The sequence below is a fragment of the Amycolatopsis sp. NPDC047767 genome, assembly GCF_040704195.1.
Taxonomy (GTDB): Bacteria; Actinomycetota; Actinomycetes; order Mycobacteriales; family Pseudonocardiaceae; genus Amycolatopsis.
In genome coordinates this window covers 105,322-120,336 of record NZ_JBEYSJ010000020.1, presented here as the reverse complement: position 1 = coordinate 120,336, position 15,015 = coordinate 105,322, and the positions used below count along the sequence as shown (strand labels likewise).

11 protein-coding genes are annotated in these 15,015 nt (G+C 71.1%); 3 read left to right on the top strand and 8 right to left on the bottom strand.

All coding sequences use genetic code 11. From position 1 onward, the window contains the following. Window positions 1-212: 212 nt before the first annotated feature. The 3 genes from AB0878_RS31135 to AB0878_RS31125 all read right to left on the bottom strand — a co-directional run bounded on the left by AB0878_RS31135 (window position 213) and on the right by AB0878_RS31125 (window position 4,381). Window positions 213-3,026, bottom strand: a complete 2,814-nt coding sequence (locus tag AB0878_RS31135) for a vitamin B12-dependent ribonucleotide reductase (protein ID WP_366583778.1) — start codon at window positions 3,024-3,026, stop codon at window positions 213-215. A gap of 39 nt (window positions 3,027-3,065) precedes the next feature. Then, the gene (gene nrdR, locus AB0878_RS31130) at window positions 3,066-3,557 is read right to left on the bottom strand and encodes a transcriptional regulator NrdR (protein ID WP_220238112.1); all 492 of its coding nucleotides are present in this window, start codon (window positions 3,555-3,557) and stop codon (window positions 3,066-3,068) included. A 308-nt stretch (window positions 3,558-3,865) separates the two neighbouring features. Next, on the bottom strand, window positions 3,866-4,381 hold the full coding sequence (locus tag AB0878_RS31125; RefSeq protein WP_366583777.1) for a LysM peptidoglycan-binding domain-containing protein: 516 nt from the start codon (window positions 4,379-4,381) through the stop codon (window positions 3,866-3,868). A gap of 349 nt (window positions 4,382-4,730) precedes the next feature. On the opposite strand from AB0878_RS31125, the gene lexA reads away from it, so the two are divergent. After that, window positions 4,731-5,447 carry a transcriptional repressor LexA gene (gene lexA / locus AB0878_RS31120; RefSeq protein WP_364046754.1) on the top strand — a complete coding sequence of 239 codons (717 nt, stop codon included), beginning with the start codon at window positions 4,731-4,733 and terminating at the stop codon, window positions 5,445-5,447. 653 nt (window positions 5,448-6,100) lie between these two features. Here lexA and AB0878_RS31115 read toward each other — a convergent pair. Genes AB0878_RS31115 through AB0878_RS31105 form a run of 3 tightly spaced genes read right to left on the bottom strand, consistent with a single transcriptional unit; the run spans window position 6,101 to window position 9,159 of the window. Further along, the gene (locus AB0878_RS31115; RefSeq protein WP_366583776.1) at window positions 6,101-7,126 is read right to left on the bottom strand and encodes a hypothetical protein; all 1,026 of its coding nucleotides are present in this window, start codon (window positions 7,124-7,126) and stop codon (window positions 6,101-6,103) included. Between the two features lie 53 nt (window positions 7,127-7,179). Next, a complete protein-coding gene (hflX, locus tag AB0878_RS31110) occupies window positions 7,180-8,613 on the bottom strand; it encodes a GTPase HflX (RefSeq protein ID WP_366583775.1) in 1,434 nt (477 codons plus the stop codon). A gap of 42 nt (window positions 8,614-8,655) precedes the next feature. Next, window positions 8,656-9,159, bottom strand: a complete 504-nt coding sequence (locus AB0878_RS31105) for a winged helix-turn-helix domain-containing protein (protein WP_366583774.1) — start codon at window positions 9,157-9,159, stop codon at window positions 8,656-8,658. Window positions 9,160-9,222: 63 nt separating this feature from the next. Here AB0878_RS31105 and AB0878_RS31100 point away from each other — a divergent pair, with 63 nt between their 5' ends. Continuing rightward, window positions 9,223-10,476 (top strand): MFS transporter, encoded by a 1,254-nt coding sequence (locus tag AB0878_RS31100; protein WP_366583773.1) that lies wholly within the window; start codon window positions 9,223-9,225, stop codon window positions 10,474-10,476. Between the two features lie 9 nt (window positions 10,477-10,485). Further along, window positions 10,486-13,017 carry a valine--tRNA ligase gene (valS, locus tag AB0878_RS31095; RefSeq protein WP_366583772.1) on the top strand — a complete coding sequence of 844 codons (2,532 nt, stop codon included), beginning with the start codon at window positions 10,486-10,488 and terminating at the stop codon, window positions 13,015-13,017. An 89-nt stretch (window positions 13,018-13,106) separates the two neighbouring features. On the opposite strand, the gene dapF is transcribed toward valS, so the two are convergent. Together dapF and miaA are read right to left on the bottom strand one after the other, a co-directional pair. Continuing rightward, complete coding sequence (gene dapF / locus AB0878_RS31090; RefSeq protein WP_366583771.1) at window positions 13,107-13,934, bottom strand: diaminopimelate epimerase; 828 nt, start codon at window positions 13,932-13,934, stop codon at window positions 13,107-13,109. A gap of 10 nt (window positions 13,935-13,944) precedes the next feature. Then, a complete protein-coding gene (gene miaA, locus AB0878_RS31085; protein ID WP_366583770.1) occupies window positions 13,945-14,865 on the bottom strand; it encodes a tRNA (adenosine(37)-N6)-dimethylallyltransferase MiaA in 921 nt (306 codons plus the stop codon). Between the last annotated feature and the right edge of the window lie 150 nt (window positions 14,866-15,015).

Here is a 15,015-nt window from a genome sequence, read left to right as displayed (position 1 = left end):
TGCAGCCGCTGCGCATGGTTGAGCAAGGTCTGCCGGGGTCCGAGCGGCATCGGCTCGGGCTGGACCCTCACCGGCGTGCGGAGGTCTCGATTCTTTCGGTCATGGACCGAGCGTGGCAGCGAAACCCTCGGGCGGCAAACCATTACTCCACGAAGCCGGTAGCGGAAAAGCGAAGCGGGGAGCCGGAATCCCGGCTCCCCGCTTCACCACGATCAGCTACAACCCGACGTAGCCCCACACCCTTCACACGCGTAGCACGACCCCGCGGGACGCATCTTCGTGCCGCACGTCATGCACAAAGGCGCGTCGGCGGCTTTGCCCAGGTGGAGTTCCATCAGTTCGGCCGTGGAGTGCGCGTCCGGGGTGGACGGTTCCTGAGCGGGGGCCGAAGGGGCCGACGCCGGGGAGGAGTCGACGCTGGTGCGCAGGGCCTCGAGGTCCATGCCGCCGTAGTTGGATTCCACTTCGGCGGAGCGTTCGTCGGCGGTGAAGATGCCGAGTTGCGAGCGCTTCTCGTAGGGCAGGTAGTCGAGGGCCAGCCGGCGGAACAGGTAGTCCATCACGCTGGTGGCGATGCGGATGTCCGGGTCGTCCGTCATGCCGGCGGGTTCGAAGCGCAGGTTGGAGAACTTCGAGACGTAGAACTCCAGCGGGATGCCGTGCTGGAGGCCGACGGAGATGGACATCGAGAAGGCGTCCATGACGCCCGCCAGCGTCGAGCCCTGCTTGCCGAGCTTGACGAAGATCTCGCCGAGGCCGTCGTCCGGGTAGGAGCCGGCGTGGAGGTAGCCCTCGGCGCCGCCGACGGTGAAGGAGACGGTCTGGCTCGGGCGCTTCTTCGGCAGGCGGCGGCGCACCGGGCGGTACTCCACGACCTTCTCCGGCTCCGGCTCGGCTTCCTTCTTCTTCGCCGTGGACAGCGGCTGGCCGACCTTGCAGTTGTCGCGGTAGATCGCGAGCGCCTTGAGGCCCAGCTTCCAGCCCTGGAAGTAGATCTCCTCGACCTCTTCGACGGTCGCCGTCTCCGGCATGTTCACCGTCTTCGAGATCGCGCCCGACAGGAACGGCTGCACCGCGGCCATCATCCGCACGTGGCCCATCGGCGCGATGGAGCGCTCGCCCACCGCGCAGTCGAACACCTCGTAGTGCTCCGGACGCAGGCCCGGCGCGTCGACGACGTGGCCGTGCTGCGCCACGTACTCGACGATCGCCTCCACCTGCTCGTCCTGGTAGCCCAGCACCTTCAGCGCGCGCGGCACGGTCTGGTTCACGATCTGCATCGACCCGCCGCCGACGAGCTTCTTGAACTTCACCAGCGAGAAGTCCGGCTCGATGCCCGTGGTGTCGCAGTCCATCATGAAGCCGATGGTGCCGGTCGGCGCGAGCACCGAGGCCTGCGCGTTGCGCCAGCCGTGGCGCGTGCCGAGCTCGATGCCGCGCTGCCACTCCTCGGTGGCCAGCGCGCGGACGGCCGCGTCGTTGGAGTGGTACGTGCGGACCAGCTCGTTGGCCGCGGCGTGCTTGCGCATCACGCGCTGGTGCGCCTCGGCATTGCGCGCGTAGCCCTCGTACGCGCCGACGACCTTCGCCATCTCCGCCGAACGCCGGTACGACACCCCGGTCATCAGCGACGTGATCGCGCCGGCGAGCGCGCGGCCGCCTTCGGAGTCGTACGCGTGGCCCAGCGCCATCAGCAGTGCGCCCAGGTTGGCGTACCCGATGCCCAGCTGGCGGAACTTGCGCGTGGTGTCGGCGATCGGCTCGGTCGGGAAGTCGGCGAAGCAGATGGAGATGTCCATCGCCGTGATCACGAACTCCACGGCCTTCGCGAACAGCGGCGCGTCGAACGTGCCGTCCTCCGACACGAACTTCAGCAGGTTCAGCGACGCGAGGTTGCAGCTGGAGTTGTCGAGGTGCATGTACTCGCTGCACGGGTTCGACGCGCTGATGCGGCCGGACTCCGGGCAGGTGTGCCAGTCGTTGATCGTGCCGTCGTACTGCACGCCCGGGTCGGCGCACTCCCACGCGGCCTGCGCCATGGTGCGGAACAGCTTCTTCGCGTCGGTGCGCTCGATGACCTCGCCCGTGAGGCGGGCGCGCAGCCCGAACTCCGTGCCGTTCTCCACGGCCTGCATGAACTCGTCGGACACGCGCACGGAGTTGTTGGCGTTCTGGTACTGCACCGACGCGATGTCCGCGCCGGAGAGGTCCATGTCGAACCCGGCGTCGCGGAGGACCTTGATCTTCTCCTCTTCACGCGCCTTCGTCTGGATGAACTCCTCGATGTCGGGGTGGTCGACGTCGAGCACGACCATCTTCGCCGCGCGCCGCGTGGCGCCGCCGGACTTGATGGTGCCCGCGGACGCGTCGGCGCCGCGCATGAACGAGACCGGGCCGGACGCCGTGCCGCCAGAGGTGAGCAGCTCCTTCGAGGAGCGGATGCGGGAGAGGTTGAGGCCCGCGCCGGAGCCGCCCTTGAAGATCAGGCCCTCCTCGCGGTACCAGTTCAGGATCGACTCCATCGTGTCGTCGACCGACAGGATGAAGCACGCCGAGACCTGCTGCTTCGAGGACGTGCCGACGTTGAACCAGACCGGGGAGTTGAAGCTGAAGACCTGGTGCAGCAGCATCCAGGTGAGCTCGTGCTCGAAGATCTCCAGGTCGCCCGCGCCGGCGAAGTAACCGTGGTCCGCGGCGGCCTTCACGTACGTCTTCACCACGCGGTCGATGAGCTGCTTGAGGCTGCTCTCGCGCTGCGGGGAGCCGACGGCGCCGCGGAAGTACTTGCTGGTGACGATGTTGGTGGCGTTCACCGACCAGAACCCGGGGAACTCGACGCCCCGCTGCTCGAAGTTCACGCTGCCGTCGCGCCAGTTGGTCATCACGACGTCGCGCTGCTCCCACGCGACCTCGTCGTACGGGTGCACGCCTTCGGTCGTGAAGACCCGCTTGACGGACAGACCGCCACTGGCCTTTTTCTTGCTCCGGCCGGCGGCCGCCGCGCCGGTTCCCACGGTTTCGGTCATCGGGTCTCGTCCCTCGCTCCCGCGCGGCGCAGGCGACACTCAGTCATCTCCGGCGCGCTCGCTTCCTTCTTCCGCGGCAGTCCCCGCCATGGCTTCCCGCAGGTCCGCGATCTCCTTCTCGAAGTCCTCGACCGAGGAGAACGAGCGGTAGACGCTGGCGAACCGGAGGTAGGCGACCCCGTCGAGCTCCCGCAAGGGACCGAGGATGGCCAGGCCGACCTCGTGGCTCGGGATCTCCGCCAGACCGGCGGAGCGGATCGACTCCTCCACGCGCTGCGCGAGCTTCTGCAGCGCGTCGTCGTCGACCGGCCGGCCCTGACAGGCCCGCCGCACGCCGTTGACGACCTTGTCCCGGCTGAACTGCTCGGTGACGCCGGACCGCTTGACGACGGCGAGCACCATCGTCTCCGACGTGGTGAAGCGCCGGCCGCACTGGGCGCACGAGCGCCGCCGCCGGATCGCCTGTCCTTCATCCACCTCTCGGGAGTCGACGACCCGAGAGTCCGCATGCCGGCAGAACGGGCACCTCATCCGCCGATCACCTTCCCCTCAACGCCGGCCGAGTCCATCCACGCCGGCCCCTGCCGCCACGCTACGGCCTGGACCACGACCACCCCGCACGGACCCGCGCCTGGTGATCGACTTGTGGACAACCGGTGGGTGAACACCGCCCAGCTGTGGACAACTGGTCTCCAGTCTACCCCTACCTGTGGACCAACTACAGCGGTGTAACTACCAGATGTAGGGGTTGACCATAGATCGCCCGGACGGCCCACGCAAGCGACACAAGCGGGTGAAGAAGGCACCGATTCGGGGTGCGATCGCGCACATCCCGACGGTCACGAACCGAACCCGGCCACCTCCGACGCGACCGGCACGGTGAGCGGCAGACCCGGCACGAGGACGGCGTCGTCGAGGTGGTTGAGCTGTTTGATGCGCTCGACCACGGCGGCCTGGTCCGAGTCGGGGGCGAACCGGGCGGCGATCGCGGTCAGCGTGTCGCCCTGCTGCACGGACACCGACGCCGTGCGCGCGGGCACCGCGCCACCCGGCGTGCCGGACCCGAAAACACCCAGAACGGTGACCACCAGGCAGGCGGCGACGGCGATCGCGGCGAGCCACGGCCACCGCACGGCGGGCCGGCGCGGCTCGGCACACGTGGCCGGCACGACGCGATGCCCCGCGACCACCCGGGCGCGTGTCGGCGGCCGCAGCGGCTCGCCCCGGCGCTCGCGCGTGCCGCGAACGGGTGTCGTGGGACCGATCGGGGGACCCGAGGGAACCCGAGCCGGAGCGGCGGCCTGCCGGGCGGGCCGGAGCGGGCGGACGATCCCGCGGTCTGCCAGAATCGACATGGCGAACCTCCTTCTGACCTGCTGATCGGTTCGATCCGAGCCCGGTCCGGTGCTCTCACCGGCGACAATGCGGTTCAGGTCGAACAGGCGTTCTATCGAACGTCCGTGCGAAGGTCTACCACCCCGCACCGACAAAATCGAGAGGACACGGCGTGTCGATCGAACAGATGTTTGAAATCGTCACGCTCGGTGGGCTAACGTCGGTGACCAGGACATCTGCCGGGCAGATGTCGCCGGCGAGGGCACCCGCGTCCGCGGGAGCCGGCCGGCGCACGCGTTACCCGCGGGCCGCCGGCGAGGCGACCGTGAAACATCTGGGAGGCGACGCCCAGTGGGGAGAGGACACACAGTGGCGAAGGAGAGCAAGGCGGGCACCACGCCCGGTGGCTCGGGCAAGGTGACGGCCCTGCCCGAGGTCTACGACGTGGACGAGACGCTGACTGTGCGGCAACAGCAAGTGCTCGACGTGATCCGCACCTGGGTGGCCCGGTTCGGCTACCCGCCGAGCGTCCGCGAGATCGGCGAGGCCGTGGGGCTCACGTCGACCTCGTCGGTGTCCCACCAGCTGCGGGCGTTGCAGCGCAAGGGATACCTGCGCCGCGACGCGAACCGGCCGCGGGCCGTGGGCGTGCTCTCGACGACGGACGACAACCCGATGGGCATCGACATCGACCAGCAGCCGTCCATGCCGAAGGCGGCGTACGTGCCGCTGGTCGGCCGGATCGCGGCCGGTGGCCCGGTGCTGGCGGAGCAGGCGATCGAGGACGTGTTCCCGCTGCCGCGCGAGATCGTCGGCGAAGGTGAGCTCTTCCTGCTCAGCGTCACCGGCGACTCGATGGTCGACGCCGCCATCACCGACGGCGACTGGGTCGTGGTCCGCCAGCAGCCCGCCGCCGAGAACGGCGACATCGTGGCCGCCATGATCGACGGCGAGGCCACGGTGAAGACGTTCAAGCGCAAGGACGGCCACGTCTGGCTGATGCCGCACAACGAGGCCTACGAACCGATCCCCGGCGACGACGCCACCATCCTCGGCAAGGTCGTCGCGGTCCTCCGGCGCCTCTAGACCAGGAACCCCACCCACGCGGCCGCGGGCCGGCGACGAGGATGCCCGGCCTCGATCGTCCCCGCGCCGCGGGCGGGAGCTTCCCGGTGTCCGGTGTGGACGGTGCCGCGCGGCCCGCCGGGTGCTGAGTGGCCCGTTGAGTGGTCTTGGCTTGTGGTCTCGCCGTGTGTGTGCCACGCCCCGGTCGCCTCCCCGGAGCGGACCTCGGCGGCCAGGACGCAGCCAGCCAGGCCCAGCGACCAGGACTCACCGGCGTGGGTTCACCGCTGAAGCGTGCGGCCGTTCACCCGCGCGAGTTCCGGCGGCCCGGGTGCATCAGCGTGGATTCGCCACCACGGGTTTCCTCAGCGCGAGTCGACCGGAGTCAGCCCGACGGGCCGCGGGGAACGCAGCTGAGCCGACCCGCATTCAGCGGCTCGGACCCACCCGGACGGGCCTCCGCAGCGCGGAGGTCACCGAAGCCGGTTCACCGCCGCAGCGTGCACCCGCTCACCCGCGCGAGTTCGGCGGCGCATGTTCATCAGCGTGGGTTTGCCACTGCGGGTTCTTCAGCGCTCGCCGACCTGAGTCAGCGCGGCAGCGCCCGGCGAACGCAGCCGAGCCGGCTCGCAGCGTCCAGACCCAGCCGGGCAAACCCAGCGAGCGGCCAGAACTCACCGGCGCGGGCGGCGCCGAACCCGGCTCAGCAAAAACCAGCCGATCAGCACCACGACCACCGCGATGCCCACCACCGGCAGCAGTGGCAGGCCGGACGAGTCGTCCGAGCCGCCGGTCGCTCCGGAGGCGGGGGGCTTGGCCGCCTCGCGTTGGGGTGCGGCGGCGCCCGCCACCAGGGCCGTCGCGTTTTTCACCGCGCGGATGGGCTGGCCGACGCCTTCGCTGCCCGACAGCAGGGTGCCGTCGGGTTCGAAGGCGAGGGCTTCGCCCTGCTTCTCGTTCGGCAGGGGGATCCGTACGGGGTTGCGTTTGAGCGCCTCCAGCACGTCGCCGTCCGGGGCGGGGTACAGGTAAGCGTCGGTGTAGGTGCGCAGGGCCACGATGTGGCCGTCGGCGCTGGTGGCGCCGCCCGTGACCAGCACGGAGCCGAAGGCGCCCACCGGGCCGCCCACCGTGTCGGTGTCGTGGATGGTCAGCGAACCGACCTTCTCCAACGCGGTCGGCCCGGGCGTGGCCAAGGGGCCGGTCGGCCGGTAGACGGCCGCGTCGCCCAGCACTTCCTTGGTGATCAGGTACGGCGTGCCCGAGCGGTCGAGCAGCAGGGCCTCGGTGTCGTGCGGCCCGTCGGGGTAGGTCAGGCGGTGCAGCGTCACGCTGCCGCCCGAAGGTTTCATCGCCATGAGCGCCACGGTCGTGCGCTTGTGGCTGTTGTCGCCGGTGTCCGAGAGCCACAGGGTGCCGTCGGCCGCGCGTGCGAGGTCCTCGACGTCGTACGGGTCGGTGCTCGCGGAGAGCACCTTCTGCACCTTGCACGAGTGGTCGAGGACGAAGACCTGCACCTTCGTGCCGCCGTCGTTGATCGCGTACCAGTGCTCGCCGTCGGAGACGAGGCCGGAGAGCTCCCCCAGCCGCGAGTCGGTGACCTTGCACAGCGATGAGGGCGCGGGTGGTGGCGCCGCCGCGGCAGCGGGCACAGCGCCCAGCACCAGCAAACCCGCCGTCACCGCGAGGACGACCCGCACCAGCTCACCTCCGTAGTGTGCGGCCCGGTCCGGCCGCACACTACGGAAGACGTTCAGAGCGCCGAGGAGTTGGTTTCGTACCGGCGCAAAGCCGCCGCGAGGTCCGGGTGGACCCGCACGAGCAGCCGCGTGCCGTCGGCCACGTGCTCCTCCTCGAGCACCTCGCCGTCCGCGTGGGCGCGGGCCACGAGCTCGCCACGCGAGTACGGGACCAGCGCCTCGACCACGACCTGCGGCCGCGGCAGGCGGTCGGCGAGCACCTCGGCCAGCTCCGGGATGCCCGCGCCGGTCCGGGCGGACACCAGCACGGAACCCGCCAGCTGGTGCCGCAGCCGGGCGAGCGTGACCTGGTCGGCCGCGTCGGCCTTGTTGATCACGAGCAGCTCGGGCGGCAGCGGCTCCTTGCGGGTGCGGGTGATCTCGCCGAGCACTTCGCGCACGGCGTTCACCTGCTCCTCGGGCGCCGGGTCGGCTCCGTCGACGACGTGCAGCAGCAGGTCGGCGTCGGCCGCCTCCTCCAGCGTCGAGCGGAACGCGTCCACCAGCTGGTGCGGCAGGTGCCGCACGAACCCGACGGTGTCGGTGAGGGTGAACGTGCGCCCGTCGGCCGTCTGGGCCCGGCGCGTGGTCGGGTCCAGGGTGGCGAACAGCGCGTCCTCCACCAGCACCCCCGCGCCGGTCAGCGCGTTGAGCAGGCTCGACTTGCCGGCGTTGGTGTAGCCGACGATCGCCACGCTGGGCACCTCGTTGGCCACGCGCCGGCCGCGCTTGGTCTCGCGGATCGTGTCCATCGACGCGATCTCGCGGCGCAGCTTCGCCACGCGCTTGTTGATCCGCCGCCGGTCGGTTTCCAGCTTCGTCTCACCGGGACCGCGCAGGCCCACACCGCCGTTGGCGCCACCGGCACGGCCACCGGCCTGCCGGGACAGCGACGCACCCCAACCACGAAGCCGCGGGATGAGGTACTGCAGCTGGGCCAGCTCGACCTGCGCCTTGCCCTCCTTGGAGCGGGCGTGCTGCGCGAAGATGTCGAGGATCAGGGCGGTCCGGTCGATCACCTTGACCTTGACCTTCTCCTCCAGCTGGCGCAGCTGGCCGGGCGAGAGCTCGCCGTCGCAGATCACCGTGTCCGCGCCGGTCGCCACCACCACGTCACGCAGCTCCCGCACCTTGCCGGAGCCGACGTAGGTGGCCGGGTCGGGCTTGGTGCGCCGCTGGACGAGGCCCTCGAGCACCTCGGAACCGGCGGTCTCGGCCAGCCTCGCCAGCTCGGCGAGGGAGGCTTCCGACTGCTCGGCGGTGCCTTCGGTCCACACGCCGACCAGCACGACGCGCTCCAGCCGCAGCTGGCGGTATTCGACCTCGGTGACGTCTGTGAGTTCGGTCGACAGGCCTGCGACGCGGCGGAGCGAGGCGCGGTCCTCGAGCTCCATCTCACCGGTCGACGGGTCGTCGTCGTACAGGTCTTCGTGTGTCAGTTCTGTCATCGTGCCTCCATGCTCCCACGATTCGGCGCGGGAGCCGAGTGATTACCTGCTGGGATAGACGGACAAATAGATCGCGGTCCGGTCGGCGCCGGGCCGGGCGGGCCGTTCACGGAACTCCTCGAGCAGCTGCGTGAGCCGGTCCTTGAACTCGGCGACCTCGGCGGGCGAGACCTGGAACACGAGCCGGCTGGCGTCGACCTCGGCGGGGTCGGCCTCCCCGATCTCGGCGAGGTAGGCCTCGAGCATGGCCTGGCCGACGGACGCGCCGGCCTCGCCGTTGTCGAGCTGCCAGGACAGGCCGGTGGACAGGTACGGGATCTCCTTGGCACCACGAGCACCGCGGCGCTCCTCCTGCGGGGCGAGAAAACCCGTTTCCACCAGGCGCCGCACGTGGTGCAACGTGGTCGCCGGGTCGCGGCCGAGCCGCTCGGCCAGCTCCTTGTTGGTCATGGCCTCGAAGGAGGTCAACCGGATGATGCGCAGGCGTATTCCGGACGCGAGCGCGGCGGCCTCGGCCTCCGTCGAAGGGCGTCGTGGGGTCGGCACCCGCACAGCCTAGGCACGAGTAAGTGATTGACACTTTCCAATCACTCGTCGACACTCGATCGAGTGAACCGGGACTCCCTCTTCTTCCACGCCGACTTCCGGCGGCTCTTCACCGGCGACACGGCGAGCCAGCTCGGCACGTTCGTCGGCATCACGGCGATCCCGCTGCTGGCAGCGGTCACGCTGGCGGCGACGCCGTTCGAGATGGGCCTGCTGACGACGGCCGAGACGCTGGGGTTCCTGCTCATCGGCCTGCCGGCGGGCGTGTGGGTGGACCGGATGCGCAAGCGGCCCGTGATGCTCGCGGCCGACCTCACCCGGGCCCTGCTGATCCTGAGCATCCCGGTCGCGTGGTGGACCGGTGTGCTCACGATGCCGCAGCTGATCGGCGTCGTGCTGTTCGTGGGCATCGGCACGGTGTTCTTCGACGTGTCCTACCAGGCCTACCTGCCCGCGCTCGTGGGCCGCGACCGCCTGCTGGAGGGCAACGCGAAGCTGCAGGGCGTGCAGTCCTCGGCCCAGATCGCCGGGCCGAGCGCGGCGGGTGTGCTGGTGCAGTTCGTGGGCGCGGCCAGCACGGTGCTGGTCACCGGCCTCGGTTACCTCGCCTCCGCACTGTGCCTGTGGCGGATCCGCACGGTCGAGACGCTGCCCGAGAAGACCGGCCACGAACGCCTGCTGCCACAGATGCTCGAGGGCCTGAGGTTCGTGTTCACCGACAAGCCGCTGCGCGCCATCGTCGCGTGCACCGCCACCGCGAACCTCTTCGGCGCCGCCGCGCAGGCCGTGGAGGTGCTGTTCCTGACACGCACGGCCGGGCTGCCACCGGCGGCGGTCGGCGGGCTGCTGGCCGTCGGCGGCATCGGCGGGATCCTCGGCGCACTGTTCTCGGGCCCGATCATCCGCCGCGTCGGGCAGGCGCGGTCGATCTGGCTGCTGCCGATGCTCGTGTGGCCCGGCAACCTGCTCGTGCCGCTGGCGGGACCCGGCTGGCGCGTGCCCCTCGCCGGCTTCGGCCTCGCGCTGGCCGGGTTCGGCGTGATCCTCTACAACGTCGCGCAGGTCTCCTACCGCCAGGCGATCACACCCGACCGCCTGCTCGGCCGGATGAACGCGAGCGTGCGGTTCATCGTGTGGGGCACGATGCCGCTCGGGGGCCTGCTGGGCGGCGCGCTCGGCGAAGGGCTCGGGCTGACCGGTGCCCTGTGGACGGCGGTGATCGGCCAGCTGGCCGCCGCGCTGTGGGTCGTGTGCTCGCCGCTGCGGCGCATGCGTGACCTGCCGGTGGGCGAGAAAGCGGTGGAGGCGCCCGCCTAGAGTTGGTTCATGAACGCATCCCCCCAGCCCAGCCCTCGTGTCCCGGACAAGGTCGGTGTCGACGGTCTGGAGGCCAAGTGGGTAGCGGTATGGGAGCGCGACGGCGTCCACCGCTTCGACCGCACGAAGCCGCGCGAGGCCGTCTACTCGATCGACACCCCGCCGCTCACGGCGAGTGGTTCGCTCCACATCGGCCACGTGTTCTCCTACACGCACACCGACGTCCTCGCGCGCTACCAGCGCATGCGCGGGCGTGAGGTGTTCTACCCGGTCGGCTGGGACGACAACGGCCTGCCCACCGAGCGCCGCGTGCAGAACCACTACGGCGTGCGCTGCGAGCCGGCCCTGCCCTACGACCCGTCGTTCACGCCGCCGGCCAAGCCCGGCAAGGACGTGATCCCGGTGTCGCGCCGCAACTTCGTGGAGCTGTGCCGCACGCTGTCCGAACAGGACGAGAAGGTCTTCGAGGACGTCTGGCGGCGCGTGGGCCTGTCGGTGGACTGGACGCTGGCGTACCAGACCATCGACCCGGCCACCACGGAGATCTCGCAGCGCGCCTTCCTGCGCAACCTCTCCCGAGAGGAGGCCTACCAGGCCGAGGCGCCGACGTTGTGGGACACCACTTTCCGCACCGCCGTCGCGCAGGCCGAGCTGGAGGACCGCGAGCGGCCCGGCGCGTACCACGACCTCGTGTTCCGCACCGGCGAAGGCGCCGAGGTGCTCATCTCCACCACGCGGCCCGAGCTGCTGCCCGCGTGCGTCGCGCTCGTGGCGCACCCGGACGACGAACGCTATCGCGACCTCGTCGGGAAAACGGTGCGCACGCCCGTGTTCGGCGTCGAGGTGCCGGTGCACGCGCACCACCTCGCCGATCCCGAGAAGGGCACCGGCATCGCGATGGTCTGCACCTTCGGCGACACCACCGACGTCACGTGGTGGCGCGCGCTGCGGCTGGAGACGCGCCCGGTGCTCGGGCGCGACGGCCGGTTCCTGCCCGAGCCGCCGCGGGGGGTGCCCGCCGAGGCGTACGCGCCGCTGGCCGGCAAGACCGTCCACACGGGACGCCAGCTGCTCGTCGAGGCGCTGCGGGCCGAGGGGTCGCTGCGCGGTGAGCCGCGGACGATCACGCACGCGGTGAAGTTCTACGAGAAGGGCGACCGGCCGCTCGAGATCGTCACCAGCCGCCAGTGGTACCTCACCAACGGCGGGCGCGACGAGAAGCTGCGCGCGAAGCTGATCGAGCGCGGCGGCGAGCTCAACTGGGTGCCGCCGCACATGGAGGTGCGCTACCGCGCCTGGGCCGAGGGCCTCACGAGCGACTGGCTGGTGAGCCGCCAGCGGTTCTTCGGCGTGCCCATCCCCGTCTGGTACCCCCTCGACGAGCACGGCGAGCCCGACCACGACGCGGTGCTGGTGCCGCCGGATTCGGCCTTGCCCGTGGACCCGACCACCGACGTGCCGCCCGGCTACACCGAGGACCAGCGCGGGAAACCGGGCGGGTTCGCCGGCGAGGTGGACGTGATGGACACGTGGGCCACGTCGTCGCTCACGCCGCAGATCGCCGGGCGCTGGAGCCTCGACGACGACCTGTTCCGCCGCGTCTACCCGTACTCGCTGCGGCCGCAGGCGCACGAGATCATCCGCACCTGGCTGTTCTCCACGGCCGTGCGCTCGGAGCTGGAAGAGCACGTGCTGCCCTGGCGCGACGCGGTGATCTCCGGCTGGGTGCTCGACCCGGACCGCAAGAAGATGTCGAAGTCGAAGGACAACGTCGTCACGCCGGCCGCGCTGCTGGACCAGTTCGGGCCCGACGCCGTGCGCTACTGGGCGGCGAGCGCGCGGCCCGGCGTCGACACGGCCGAGGACCAGGGCCAGATGAAGGTCGGACGCCGGCTGGCCACGAAGCTGCTCAACGTGAGCCGGTTCGTGCTCGGCCTCGGCCTGCCCTCGGCGGACGCGGTGGTGACGGAACCGCTGGACCGGTCAGTGCTCGCCGCGCTCGGGCGCGTGGTCGGCGAGGCGACGGCGGCGTTCGAAGGCCTGGACCAGGCACGGGCGCTGCAGGTGACGGAGACGTTCTTCTGGACCTTCTGCGACGACTACGTCGAGCTGGTCAAGGCTCGCGCGTACGGCGACCGCGGCGAGGCGGCGGCCGACTCGGCGCGCGCGGCGCTGACGACCGCGCTTTCGGTGCTGGTGCGGCTGTTCGCGCCGGTGCTGCCTTACACGGCCGAGGAGGTCTGGTCGTGGTGGCAGGAGGGTTCGGTGCACCGCGCGCCGTGGCCTTCGGCGCCGTCGATCGAGGGTGACCCCGCGCTGCTGCCGCTGGCCGGCTCGGTGATCGCGGCCGTGCGGCGGGCCAAGACGGACGCGAAGGTGTCGATGCGCTCGGCCGTGGAGACGCTCACGGTGAGCGCCTCCGACGACCTGCTGACCGGGTTCGCCGCGGTGTCGGACGACGTGCGCGCGGCCGGGGTGATCTCCGCGGTGACCACTCGTCCCGGTGACGGTGAGCTGGCCGTCGAGGTGACGGTGGGCTGAGCGCTCCCCCAATGTGGCGTTCGGTGCGTTGAGCGCAACCAACGCCACATTGGCTGCGCTCAGCGCAACCAACGCCGCATGGGGGCGCGTTACGCCCCGGCGGCGGCCCACCAGGCTTCGTCGAGCTCGCCGCGCGCGACGATCTCCGCCGGGCCGGTGAGGGTGGCCGCACCGCGTTCGACGGTGACGACCACACGGCCGCCAGGGATGTCCACAGTGGACTCGCCCGTGTCGGTGCCGGCCAGGTGCAGCGCGGCGGCGACCGCGGCCACCGTGCCGGTGCCGCACGAGCGCGTCTCCCCCACGCCCCGCTCGTGGACGCGCATGCGCAGCGCGCCCTGGCCGAGCAGGTTCACGAACTCGAGGTTCACGCCGGTCGGGAACACGTCGTGGTCGAAGTCGGGCTGCTCACGCAGGTCGAGGTCGGCGACGTCGTCGTCGAGCACCGACACCAGGTGCGGGTTGCCGACGTCCACGGCCACGCCCGAGAACGGGCTGCCCGCCACCACCGTGACCGAGGTGCCGGTGATCGTGGCCGGGCCCATGCCGACGGTCACGGAGCGGTCGGGGTGGACCACCACCGGCCGGTCGCCCGCGCGGGTGCCGACGGTGAAGTGGCCGTCGCCCGCCAGGCCGGCGTCGACGAGGTAGCGGGCGAACACGCGCACGCCGTTGCCGCACATCTCGGCGATGGAACCGTCGGCGTTGCGGTAGTCCATGAACCACTCGCCCTCGGACGCCTCACCCGCCGCGTTGGCGCGCACCACGCGCAGCACGCCGTCGGCGCCCAAGCCGCGCCGGCGGTCGCACAGGGCCGCCACGCGCTCCGCCGTGAGGTCGAGGCGGCCGGACGCGTCGGGCAGCAGCACGAAGTCGTTCTGCGTGCCGTGCCCCTTGAGAAACTCGATGCCGCCCATGGGGACAAGATTACTGGGCCAGGGCGTCGAGCACGCGCGCGGCCAGGTCGGGGGAAGCGCCGTCGAACCACCGGATCCGCTTGTCGCGGCGGAACCAGGAGCGCTGCCGCCGGACGAAGCGGCGGGTGGCCTGTGCGGTCGCGGCGGCGGCCGCGGCGAAGTCGCCTTCGCCGTCGAGCTCGGCGAGCACCTGCTGGTAGCCCAGCGCCCGCGACGCCGTTTTGCCGTCGCGCAGGCCGCGGGCTTCGAGCCGCCGCACCTCGTCGACGAGCCCGGCCTCGAACATCCGCTCCACCCGCAGGTCGACGCGCTCGTCGAGCTCGCCGGCGTCGCGGTCGATGCCGATCAGCACCGTGCCGTAGCGCGCGGGGCCGGGCTTGGGCAGGTTCGCGGAGAAGGGCTCTCCGGTCAGCTCCATGACCTCGAGGGCGCGCACGATCCGGCGGGTGTTCGTCGGCAGGATGGCGGCGGCTGCGGCCGGGTCTTGTTCGGTCAGGCGCGCGTAGAGGACCGCCGTGCCGCGTTCGGTCGCTTCTTCGTCGAGCCGGGCCCGGACGCCCGCGTCGGTGCCGGGAAACTTCAGGTCGTCGAGCACAGCCTGCACGTAGAGGCCGGAGCCGCCGGTCAGGACGGGCACGCGGCCGGCGGCGAGGAGGTCTTCGATCACGCGGCGAGCGTCGCGCTGGTAGGCCGCGACGGACGCGGTCTCGGTGACGTCGAGGACATCGAGCAGGTGGTGGGGCACGCCGCGCCGCTCGGCTTCGGTGGCCTTGGCCGTGCCGAGGTCCATGCCGCGGTAGAGCTGGAGCGCGTCGGCGTTCACGACCTCGCCGCCGAGAGCGAGGGCCAGCTCCACGGCCAGCGCCGTCTTCCCGGTGGCCGTGGGACCGACGACAGCGACCGGACGAGGCGGCTGAGCAGGGCTGATCACGCTGGCCGAGGGTACCTGGACGGGGAGGACCGCCGACACGGAGCGTCAAGGAGAAGTAGGATCACTGGCTTCAGGTGGCTCATCCAGTACCACAGCAGGCGCTGAGCTGCTTGAATGCCGCTGGGGCCCCATGCCCCCGGAAGCACCACA

Bases quoted from the DNA above. Each gene is read 5' to 3' on its own strand.
- valS (WP_366583772.1), top strand. From the start codon at position 10,486: ATGAACGCATCCCCCCAGCCCAGCCCTCGTGTCCCGGACAAGGTCGGT.
- AB0878_RS31125 (WP_366583777.1), bottom strand. From the start codon at position 4,381: ATGTCGATTCTGGCAGACCGCGGGATCGTCCGCCCGCTCCGGCCCGCC.
- AB0878_RS31135 (WP_366583778.1), bottom strand. From the start codon at position 3,026: ATGACCGAAACCGTGGGAACCGGCGCGGCGGCCGCCGGCCGGAGCAAG.
- hflX (WP_366583775.1), bottom strand. From the start codon at position 8,613: ATGACAGAACTGACACACGAAGACCTGTACGACGACGACCCGTCGACC.
- dapF (WP_366583771.1), bottom strand. From the start codon at position 13,934: ATGGGCGGCATCGAGTTTCTCAAGGGGCACGGCACGCAGAACGACTTC.
- nrdR (WP_220238112.1), bottom strand. From the start codon at position 3,557: ATGAGGTGCCCGTTCTGCCGGCATGCGGACTCTCGGGTCGTCGACTCC.